The sequence below is a fragment of the uncultured Methanobrevibacter sp. genome (genome assembly GCF_902774605.1).
In the GTDB taxonomy this organism is placed as follows: domain Archaea; phylum Methanobacteriota; class Methanobacteria; order Methanobacteriales; family Methanobacteriaceae; genus Methanocatella.
In genome coordinates, this window is record NZ_CACYJE010000067.1 from 1 (window position 1) to 9,322 (window position 9,322).

General features: G+C 41.4%; 14 protein-coding genes. 4 read left to right on the forward strand and 10 right to left on the reverse strand.

The genetic code is table 11. The features are described 5' to 3' along the window. Positions 1 to 9: 9 nt before the first annotated feature. On the reverse strand, positions 10 to 870 hold the full coding sequence (locus QZU77_RS09685; protein ID WP_295603561.1) for a radical SAM protein: 861 nt from the start codon (positions 868 to 870) through the stop codon (positions 10 to 12). A gap of 64 nt (positions 871 to 934) precedes the next feature. On the opposite strand from QZU77_RS09685, the gene cas4 reads away from it, so the two are divergent. Together cas4 and QZU77_RS09695 are read left to right on the forward strand one after the other, a co-directional pair. Then, complete coding sequence (cas4, locus tag QZU77_RS09690) at positions 935 to 1,621, forward strand: CRISPR-associated protein Cas4 (protein ID WP_295603563.1); 687 nt, start codon at positions 935 to 937, stop codon at positions 1,619 to 1,621. After that, positions 1,618 to 2,082, forward strand: coding sequence for a thermonuclease family protein (locus QZU77_RS09695; RefSeq protein ID WP_295603565.1), 465 nt, complete (start codon positions 1,618 to 1,620; stop codon positions 2,080 to 2,082). Before cas4 ends, QZU77_RS09695 begins: the two co-directional genes overlap by 4 nt. Here the strand turns inward: QZU77_RS09695 and QZU77_RS09700 are convergent, their stop codons facing one another. From QZU77_RS09700 to QZU77_RS09730, 7 genes are all read right to left on the reverse strand, one after another. Continuing rightward, positions 2,083 to 2,721, reverse strand: coding sequence for a hypothetical protein (locus QZU77_RS09700; RefSeq protein ID WP_295603567.1), 639 nt, complete (start codon positions 2,719 to 2,721; stop codon positions 2,083 to 2,085). A 16-nt stretch (positions 2,722 to 2,737) separates the two neighbouring features. Further along, positions 2,738 to 3,139, reverse strand: a complete 402-nt coding sequence (locus QZU77_RS09705) for an RDD family protein (RefSeq protein ID WP_295603569.1) — start codon at positions 3,137 to 3,139, stop codon at positions 2,738 to 2,740. 10 nt (positions 3,140 to 3,149) lie between these two features. Next, positions 3,150 to 4,169 (reverse strand): hydrogenase expression/formation protein HypE, encoded by a 1,020-nt coding sequence (gene hypE, locus QZU77_RS09710; RefSeq protein ID WP_295603571.1) that lies wholly within the window; start codon positions 4,167 to 4,169, stop codon positions 3,150 to 3,152. 110 nt (positions 4,170 to 4,279) lie between these two features. Continuing rightward, a complete protein-coding gene (locus QZU77_RS09715) occupies positions 4,280 to 4,654 on the reverse strand; it encodes a 30S ribosomal protein S8e (protein ID WP_295603573.1) in 375 nt (124 codons plus the stop codon). 194 nt (positions 4,655 to 4,848) lie between these two features. After that, positions 4,849 to 5,088: a hypothetical protein gene (locus tag QZU77_RS09720; protein WP_295603575.1), complete on the reverse strand. Its 240-nt coding sequence runs from the start codon at positions 5,086 to 5,088 to the stop codon at positions 4,849 to 4,851. Between the two features lie 2 nt (positions 5,089 to 5,090). Next, positions 5,091 to 5,378 (reverse strand): hypothetical protein, encoded by a 288-nt coding sequence (locus QZU77_RS09725; RefSeq protein WP_295603577.1) that lies wholly within the window; start codon positions 5,376 to 5,378, stop codon positions 5,091 to 5,093. A 75-nt stretch (positions 5,379 to 5,453) separates the two neighbouring features. Continuing rightward, a complete protein-coding gene (locus QZU77_RS09730) occupies positions 5,454 to 5,798 on the reverse strand; it encodes a hypothetical protein (protein WP_295603579.1) in 345 nt (114 codons plus the stop codon). A 191-nt stretch (positions 5,799 to 5,989) separates the two neighbouring features. Here QZU77_RS09730 and QZU77_RS09735 point away from each other — a divergent pair, with 191 nt between their 5' ends. After that, positions 5,990 to 6,673 carry a DNA polymerase domain-containing protein gene (locus QZU77_RS09735; RefSeq protein ID WP_295603581.1) on the forward strand — a complete coding sequence of 228 codons (684 nt, stop codon included), beginning with the start codon at positions 5,990 to 5,992 and terminating at the stop codon, positions 6,671 to 6,673. Positions 6,674 to 6,711: 38 nt separating this feature from the next. Beyond that, positions 6,712 to 7,407: a TIGR02253 family HAD-type hydrolase gene (locus QZU77_RS09740; protein WP_295603584.1), complete on the forward strand. Its 696-nt coding sequence runs from the start codon at positions 6,712 to 6,714 to the stop codon at positions 7,405 to 7,407. A 23-nt stretch (positions 7,408 to 7,430) separates the two neighbouring features. On the opposite strand, the gene QZU77_RS09745 is transcribed toward QZU77_RS09740, so the two are convergent. Both QZU77_RS09745 and QZU77_RS09750 read right to left on the reverse strand, forming a co-directional pair. Beyond that, entirely contained in the window at positions 7,431 to 8,204 is a 774-nt protein-coding gene (locus tag QZU77_RS09745; protein ID WP_295603586.1) for an exodeoxyribonuclease III, read from the reverse strand. Further along, positions 8,204 to 9,322 (reverse strand): phenylalanine--tRNA ligase subunit alpha (locus QZU77_RS09750; protein WP_295603589.1); only part of this gene is annotated, 1,119 nt, incomplete at its 5' end. The genes QZU77_RS09750 and QZU77_RS09745, both read right to left, overlap by 1 nt.

Here is a 9,322-nt window from a genome sequence, read left to right on the forward strand (position 1 = left end):
AAAACAGGTTTATAATAATTTTGATTGAACGGTTTTTTCGGGAAACTCATGAATGTATGAGAATATTTCATCCTGATTGTGCATTATGCCATGCTCATCGCATCTTTTCCTTAAGATTCCCCTCAATTTTCGATTATCACTGATGTGGATGAAGTAGCTGTCCCCAAATTCCTCAATATATTTCTCCTTGATTCCTGGGAACTTTTCATCGAGTTTCCGGTAGAAGTATTCCCGATTGCCCTTTCTTAGGGACAACCCCATGCCCATGTTAAGCACTCCCCTAACATCGGCGTCAATGCAGCAGTCCATGATCCTGTTGACATTCTCCTCAGTGTCGTTTATATATGGCAGTATCGGGCAGAACCACACGACTGTAGGGATATCGCACTCTTTCAGTTTTTCAAGCACTTCCACTCGGCGGGATGTTGGGCAGACGTTCGGCTCTATCATTTTGCACAGCTCATCGTCAGCTGTCGTTATTGTGACTTGAACCACAGCCTTTGTCTTTTCATTGATTTTTTCAAGTAGGTCAATATCCCTCAATACAAGGTCTGATTTTGTGATGCAGGACCATCCGAAACCGTACCTGTACACAAGCTCCAGCGTTTTCCTGACGAATCCCAATCTTTTTTCAAGGGGAATGTAGGGGTCGGTCATTGCGCCTGTTCCGATCATGGATGGCTTGCGCTTCACCAGTTCCTTTTTAAGAAGCTCAACGGCATTCTCCTTTACCTGGATGTCCTCGAACTTATGGTTCATGCCGTAGATTTCGCTTCTTGAGTCGCAGTATATGCAACCGTGGGTGCATCCACGGTAGAGGTTGATTCCATAGTCTGATGTGAAGATGCCCTTTGCCTTGACGTAATGCATGAATTAACATTTAGTCAATCTAGTATAAAAAGTGCCTTATATTAAAATCTACAAATACTAAACCATGCAACAAAAAAACATTAACGAATATGAGAAGGACTATGACATTAAAGACCATCCTTCAATCAAAGGAGTCAAGATAATTGAAGGGAAAAACAATTTCCCGATAAGTTGGCTCAACCAGCAAGGATATTGCGAATACCAGCTATATCTCGAGTACATGAAAGGCATTGAAACACGCCCAACAGCGGCAATGACACATGGAAGCCAAATCCACAAGCAGCTAGAGAACATATTCAATAAGGATGCAACACCCGCCAAGTTCGAGGATGCCGTGGAGGCGTCAAAAACAGAAGCGTCAATGTCAAGGGAAGTCACCGTGGTCGCACCGGATTACGGCATACGAGGAGACATAGATGAAATTTGGATGACCCCCGATGAAATCGTCATAATCGACGACAAGCCCGGAAGAACACCCTACCAGTCAACAATGAACCAGGTAAGGGCATACTGCCTAGCGTTCAAGGACATGACAGGCGATGAAAGAAAAATCAAGGCAGCATTAAGGGAAAGGGGAACAGACAACCTATTCTGGATTGAAATATTCACTCCCGAAGTTGAAAAACAGATAAAATTCACAATCGACAGGGTTCAGGGATTGCTTGACGGCACCAAGCCATTCGTTCCAACCAAAAACCCTAAAAAATGCCGGTCATGCAGATTCAAAGACACTTGTGAGCATGCAAAATGAACAAGAAAACAATATCAATCATCCTGCTGGCAGTGTTCATAATAACGATGGGGCTTACGATAGCCAACGTTTTCATGCAGGACAACAATACCGTGGAAAACCAGACAGGGACACTGACAATAGGAAACAGGACAGTGAACTATGATAAAGCCGGAAAATGCGTTGAGGTCATTGACGGAAACACAATTCAGGTCTACGGTGTCGGAAGAGTGCAGCTGACACAGGTGAAAACACCGGACTCAGAACCCGGCATAAGCCAAGCAAAAAACTTCGTAAGCGACAATTGCCTTGGAAAAACAGTTTACCTGAATGTTGATGACGAAAAGCCTAAGGACAACTACGACAGGACACTGGCCATAGTATACACTGACACAATGGACATCAACAAGGAGCTATTGGATAAAGGATTGGCTGAAAATTCCTATTTCACGCCAAGTGAATTCAAAAAAGGAGAAGTATAGTTAAATAACCCTATTTAAACCTAAATAGATCTTATTTTTCTTATACATCTTATCCAATATTTCATTCCATTCCTCGACAGTGATTCGTCCCTTGTTCGGAATCATCTTATCGAGGGATGACTCGTTGAGATTCAGGATATCCGCAAGAATGAATGACAATGTCTTTCCGGTCAATGACAGGTCATAAGGGTCGTAGCCGGTCACAGCCAAAACCCACACGTTATCCTTTGATGATGAATTGTACTCTCGCCTAAGTGAATCAAACCAGCTGGCAATGACATTGCCCTCTTCACCCATCCCATCGCCAATGGAAATGTAATAGTCCTCACCGGTGAAATCCACCGAATCAATAGCATTCTGAATCTTGCTTTTGAGTTCAGGTGAATCAAGCTCCAAATCCAATTCATTGTTGGTGATGGTGTCGGACAAGTAGTTTTCAAGTTCTTTCTTGTTCTGGAAATATCCCAAAGGCTCCAGCCTGTCAGGGTCACGATCGCATAGGTCGTAGATTAAATCCTCATCAACATCAACAATTTCATACCCTTCGAGCTTGTGAGACTTGTATTCCTTAAAGTCAATACAATAATTCTCCAAATCCTCTTTATTCAAATACCAAAGAACCTGAACTTTCTTAATCATAATAATCAATAGTTATCTATCTACCGTCGTCAATTACAATAGTTCTAGTAATGTTGTTCAATAACCTGTCGGATTTCAAGATTTTACCGATCAGCCAATCGAAGATTATTGGAACCCAGTAGATTTTAGTCAGATTGCGAACAATCGCCTGCTGCCAGGTAATATCCATGCCATTTTTAGATTTAACCTGCAGATACATTAAAGCCTTTCCTATGGTGGCTCCTGCAAATTTCTCACATAATATGAAGTAAACAAGAATTAAAACCGGCACAACATAAGGCAGATACTGATATACACTATAGATGTTTTTTGAACCAATTACTAAGAACAGCAAATATGATACAATCCACATGACTGCGGACAGGACGAAAAAGTCCAAAATATATGCGACTACTCTTCTTGAAAATACGCTTGCCATTTTTATCACCTTAACATACTCTAGGAACCGGGTCAGCTATCGGCGCTTCAAGTATTCTTTCACCGCCAATAGGAGTGTTTACAACAACATAATCCCCTTCAACAACCTCACCGATTATTGCAGCATTCTCACCGTACTTTTCGCTTCTGATTGCTTCAAGAACCTCTTCAGCCTTATCGGCCTTGACGCCCATGACGACTTTGCCCTCATTAGCCACTTCAAACGGATCGATGCCCAGCATTTCGGACACTGCATGAACCTCCTCGCGAATTGGAATCGCTTCCTGTTCAAGAACAACGCCTACGCCCGCTTTTGAGGCCATCTCATTGATTGCGTTTGCAAATCCTCCACGGGTAGGGTCTTTCATTGCTGTAACTCCACCGATATCCAAAGCCTTTTTAATAATATTCCACATCGGAGCAACATCAGACTTCAAATCAGTGTCAAAACCGAATCCTTCCCTGAATGACATCAGGCTCATTCCATGGTCCCCAAGGCTTCCGGTGACGATTATCTTATCGCCGACTTCAAGACCTGAATCACGGACCACTTCGCCTTTCTTGGCTATTCCTATACCTGTTGTCACCATGACGATGCCGTCAAGCTTGTCCTGAGGCATTACCTTAGTGTCTCCAGTGATGACAGCCACATCAACTTCCTGGCAGGTTTCGTTCAATGACTTGATGATCTTATCCAAGTCCCCAATCGGGAAACCTTCCTGCATGATGATTGCATTTGAAATGGCCAACGGTTGAGCTCCCATTACAGAAACGTCGTTGATGGTTCCTGCCGCTGAGATTCTTCCGATATCCCCACCTGGGAAAAACAATGGGTCGATTGTATGACCATCAGTTGTCATGACAATTTCATAATCCCCCATTGGGATGGAAGCCCCGTCATCCAAGGCATCTAAACTAATACCACCATTAACGCTTTTTTTAGTGATATTATCCAAGATAGTGCTGGAAATCAAATTTGCCATTACTTCTCCACCAGCACCATGATTCATACTAATTTTATCTTCTGACATATTATTCTCCTAATTAAAATAATCGTTAATGAGATAATATTTGTTAAAACTAGTATATTAAAATATTGAAAAAAAAGTTAATAAAAAAAAGAGAATTTAAGATAGTAATCTTAAATTAAAATTCCGTTAATAACACCGTCTTGACCAGGCCTGGATGTTACTTTAGCATTACCTTCAGGGGTTTCCACGATAGCACCTTTAGTAATGATGTTCCTCCTTACGTAGTTTGGGTTTGCGGTGTTTTCAATTACTCCAAGAATGTCTACTACTTTGGTTTTGCCGTTGGAGTCGGTTACGTTGATCTTGTTACCGGTAGCTAACCTGAGTTTTTCGTTTCCGCCACGGGTTCTGATTTTTCTTAATCTTTTTTCATCTAACCTAGTTTCAGCTGGGTCTCTTCCTAATTCTGATTTCCTTTTTCCACGGTTTGCAACATTCCTTGCACCGGATGGACTTCTAGTTGATTTTCCTTGAGAAATTGCCATTATTTCACCTAAATAAATATAATATATAATATAATAATCGCAGTCTATAAGCCTCTTTCAATCAAACTGTAAAGCAAGAAAAAATAACAGCCTAATTTTTGAGAGCAAAAAAGAAGCTTAAAGAATAATGATAATAAAATATTACTTTATCATTATATATAAATGTTTTATTTTTTGGCCAAAAATCAGTGATTTCAATTTTTATTTTGTAAAATAAAATCATCAATCAGCCTGTCGAATTCCTCTTCGGTGAGATTCTCATCCGATGCTGCGTCAAGTATCTTTTGAATTTCCTCGGATGAAACATCCTCACCCAGCAATTCAATCAGCAACTCCTTCAAATCACCGTCATCAATATAGGCTTCGCCATTGAAGGTCATGCTTTCGCTGTTGCCTTCATCGTCAAGAGTGTAGTATGGAATTTCCTTTGACATCCTCAATCCTCATCATCGTCTACGAATTCATAATATGTAATGTTGTATGGATCGTCATCAAAGCACCATTCGTTCGGCTCTTCAATGTAATCCTCATCATCCAAAATGTCATCTTCCATGTATTCTGCGCCTTCAACCTGGATGACAATATTGACGTCTTCTCCTAATGATTCAACATCAATTCCAAGCTCATCCAAATCTATTTCTATTTCACCGTCCTTAACGGCCTCTTCAGGTATCACTATAACTATCTCGTCAGCGGAATTAACATTGATTTTTTCATCGTTCATATTATCACTTTGAATATTATTTAATTATTATAATTATTAAATTAACTAATATTTAAAAGTTAATGTGGATAGTAACTAGATGTTACTGTCCATGAGATAGTTGATCTTTGGGATGTTGAAGTTGTTCCTGCACTTGGATGAGAAGATCTTCAAATCCTCAACGCACATGGAGAATTTGAGGAATGTCTCATCGCATACGATGCCTATTTTAACATCTGCACTTTCAAGGATTGTCTTTGAAGTGTTGAATACTTTTGATGCGTTTGGAATGATAATGGTTGCTGGCAAATGGGAATCGTTAACTCCAAGGTATATTCCTTCGCTTATTCCGTAATCTGCACAGTAGCCATTCTCGCCGTCAACCTTTCCGACAAAGGTGTCGTTTTCCTCATCATAACTTGAAATCAATCTTTTTTTCATATTATCAAACCTCACACATAATTATGTGATGATTTACATATAAAGAATGCGCAAGAGCGTGTGAGGAGTATTCTTAGGTTTTTTCAGGACAATATTCCACTCACAAGGCAATGAAATTGTTGCGACAGTGAAAAATTGCATTCGCAAAATATTATAACTATGTCAAATATAGATTAATTAAAGGTGTCAAAATGGTCGAAGAGACAACAGAACAGATAGCCCTTGAAGCGGAAATCAAAGAGCAGGCTCATAAATTCCTCGAATACTTGAACTCCACCCTGCCGGAAAGCATGGAGCTGGAATATGAAGGATTTTACCGCAGAGGCTTTTTCGTAAGCAAGAAAAGGTATGCAGTGATTGAAGACGGGGAAATCATAGCCAAGGGACTGGAACTGGTCAGAAGAGACTGGGCGCCAATAGTAAAGAACACCCAGGAAGCCATCCTAATGGCCATTTTAAAGGAAGGGGATTCCGACAAGGCAATAAGCGAGGTCAAGAAAGTCTTCAAAAGGCTTAAGAAGGGCGATGTTGAAAACAAGGAGCTTGTCATACACACCCAAATAACAAAGCCGCTTGACCAGTACAAGCAAATCGGACCTCATGTAGTGGCCGCAAAAAGAATCGAGGAGCACGGAATCAAGGTGAGCCGTGGAACCATCATTCAGTACATCATCGTGAAGGGAAGGGGATCAATCAGCCAAAGGGCGGTTCCATACGAGTACAGTGAAGGCTATGAGTATGATAAGGATTACTACATCAACAATCAGATGATACCTGCGATGGAGCGCATAATGTATGCCTTCGGATATTCGAGAAAGGAACTTGAAGACCTTGCAAAAGGTGAAGTTCAGCAAAGCCTCGACGCGTTTTTCTGAAAAAATTTAAATATTTTTAAAATATAAATAAACACCATATGATTAAAAATGATGATGACCGAGTAGTATTTTTTGATGTAGACGGCACATTGCTTGACACATCTGATTTTGCTGAAACCGCTAGAAAAGCAGCCATTGGATTAATGGTTGATAATGGATTGCCACTAGATAAGGATGAAGCATATGGAGTGTTGAAAACCATCATCCGCGAAAAGGGATCAAATTACGGCAAGCACTTCAACGTCCTGACACAGGTTGTGCTGGGCCATGAGGATCCTATGCTTGTCGCTCTTGGAATGATAACATACCATAACGTTAAAATGGCTCTTTTAAGACCATTCCCTGAAACCATAGGAACATTAATCTACCTTAAAAGCCAAGGGTACCGCCTGGCAGTTATTTCAAATGGTATAACCATCAAGCAATGGGAAAAACTAGTGAGGCTCAACATCCATTCATTCTTCGATGAGGTAATCACATCCGAAGAGGTCGGCCAAAAGAAACCAAGCAAACTGATTTATGATGTTGCCCTCAGGAAAATGAAAGGAAACCCTGAAAGGTCAGTCATGATCGGCAATAAGTTCAAGGAAGATGCATTAGGTGCAGTCAATGCTGGAATGAGTGCAATTCTATTGAATACCGACATTACTGAAGAGGACAGGGACTACATTAAACAGGAAAAACTAGACATAACCCTTATCGACAATATTGGTGATGTGAACACTATATTATAACTCACCAAATTTTTACTATTTTTTTAGAATTCCAATTCCAATGTCACCGGACAGTGGTCGGAACCGTAGATATCAGACAATATCTCGGCGGATTTCACATTATCCCTTATCTCCTCATTGACATAGAAGTAATCCAGTCTCCAACCGGCATTCCTGTCACGGGCCTTTGTACGGTAGCTCCACCATGTGAAATTGTTCTCGCCTTCATCAAAGATTCTGAAAGTGTCAACGAATCCTGCCTTTTCAAGCTCATCCAACCATGCACGTTCCTCAGGAAGATAGCCTGATTTTCCCTCACAGTTCTTAGGGTTATAAACATCAATCGGGTGATGGGCAATGTTATAGTCGCCGGTGATTACAACATTCTCGCCATTGTTTTTAAGCTCAACGAGCTGTTCAAGGAGCACCTTGCAGAAATCCACCTTAAAGTCAAGTCTCTTGGCATTCATTCCGCTGTTCGGGAAGTAAATGTTATATAAGTAGAAGTCTGGATACTTTATTCTCAATACCCTGCCTTCACTGTCAAGTTCCTCAACACCAAGGCCATTAACGACTTCAAGAGGCTCTATTTTTGAGTAGGTTCCAACTCCACTGTACCCCTTCTTTTCAGCCTCGTTGAATGACTGGTGGAATCCTTCAACATCAGCCAATTTCTCAGGAATCTTGTCTTGTGTTGCCCTGACTTCCTGAAAATTGATTATATCAGCATCAGTATTATCAAACCAGTCCCAGAATTCCTCTTTCTTGGAGACTGCCCTGATGCCGTTCACGTTCCAGGAAACCAGCTTGATTGACATTATAATCTAACTCCCCTGTCCAGAGGCACTTCGCGCAGCCATTTGATGTCACTCTTGTAGAGCATACGAATGTCCTCGACATCATAGCGAATCATTGCAAGCCTTTCGATACCCATACCGAATGCAAGTGCCGGTTGGTCGATTCCCAATGGCCTTAGCACTTCAGGCCTGAACATTCCAGCCCCTCCAAGCTCAATCCAGCTTCCCTTCTCTTCAAGATAGATTTCTGATTCTGTTGAGAGGTATGTGTATGGGAAGTATGCAGGTCTGAACCTTACCTCGAAACCGAGTTTCTTGTAGAATTCCTTCAATGTGCCCAACAGGTTTTGGTAGCTGATGTCTGGTCCGCAGACAAGTCCTTCAACCTGGTGGAATTCCGGAAGGTGCTTGTAGTCGAATGTTTCCCTTCTGAATACTCTTCCAACGGAGAACATTTTAATTGGAGGCTCATGCTCGAATAGGTGTTTTGTGGATATTCCAGTGGTGTGGGTTCTGAGCACGCTTTGGCGTGCGATTTCTTCGCTCCAGTCGTATTTCCATCCTATTGAACCTGTGTCTGCTCCAGTTTCATGTGTTTCAGCAGTGAGCTTAACCAAATCATCATCAGGAAGGTCGCAGGTCAATGGGTTTTTGAGGTAGAATGTGTCCTGCATTTCACGTGCCGCATGGTCCTGTGGCTGGAAGAGTGAGTCGAAATTCCAAAATGCTGATTCAACGTATTCCCCATTGTCCTCTACGAAACCCATGTTGAGGAATATTTCCCTTATCTCGTCGATGATTTCCCTTAACGGGTGTTTCTTGCCTGCGAAGATGACTGGGGCTTCAGCGTTAATGTCGTATGGGCGGTATTCAAGGCTTTTCCATTCACCGTCCTTCAATTGTTCATGTGTCAGTTGGGTTGCCTGTTCTTTTATGGTGAATCCTACTTTAAGGATTTCTTCACCTTTCGGTAGGATTATAAATGAGTGTGAGGTTTCTTTTTTAATGCTTAAAATGTTTTTCCTACCTGTCAGCTTTTTGAATCCATCCATCAAGTCATCAGTGAAGAGCTTCACTCCATCGGCATTGAGCTTAAGATAATCCAATACTTTTTCATCGACCCCTGCCTTGTTTGCAAA

Coding starts and splice junctions, on each gene's coding strand:
- QZU77_RS09685 (WP_295603561.1), bottom strand. CDS start 870: ATGCATTACGTCAAGGCAAAGGGCATCTTCACATCAGACTATGGAATC.
- cas4 (WP_295603563.1), top strand. CDS start 935: ATGCAACAAAAAAACATTAACGAATATGAGAAGGACTATGACATTAAA.
- QZU77_RS09695 (WP_295603565.1), top strand. CDS start 1,618: ATGAACAAGAAAACAATATCAATCATCCTGCTGGCAGTGTTCATAATA.
- QZU77_RS09700 (WP_295603567.1), bottom strand. CDS start 2,721: ATGATTAAGAAAGTTCAGGTTCTTTGGTATTTGAATAAAGAGGATTTG.
- QZU77_RS09705 (WP_295603569.1), bottom strand. CDS start 3,139: ATGGCAAGCGTATTTTCAAGAAGAGTAGTCGCATATATTTTGGACTTT.
- hypE (WP_295603571.1), bottom strand. CDS start 4,169: ATGTCAGAAGATAAAATTAGTATGAATCATGGTGCTGGTGGAGAAGTA.
- QZU77_RS09715 (WP_295603573.1), bottom strand. CDS start 4,654: ATGGCAATTTCTCAAGGAAAATCAACTAGAAGTCCATCCGGTGCAAGG.
- QZU77_RS09720 (WP_295603575.1), bottom strand. CDS start 5,088: ATGTCAAAGGAAATTCCATACTACACTCTTGACGATGAAGGCAACAGC.
- QZU77_RS09725 (WP_295603577.1), bottom strand. CDS start 5,378: ATGAACGATGAAAAAATCAATGTTAATTCCGCTGACGAGATAGTTATA.
- QZU77_RS09730 (WP_295603579.1), bottom strand. CDS start 5,798: ATGAAAAAAAGATTGATTTCAAGTTATGATGAGGAAAACGACACCTTT.
- QZU77_RS09735 (WP_295603581.1), top strand. CDS start 5,990: ATGGTCGAAGAGACAACAGAACAGATAGCCCTTGAAGCGGAAATCAAA.
- QZU77_RS09740 (WP_295603584.1), top strand. CDS start 6,712: ATGATTAAAAATGATGATGACCGAGTAGTATTTTTTGATGTAGACGGC.
- QZU77_RS09745 (WP_295603586.1), bottom strand. CDS start 8,204: ATGTCAATCAAGCTGGTTTCCTGGAACGTGAACGGCATCAGGGCAGTC.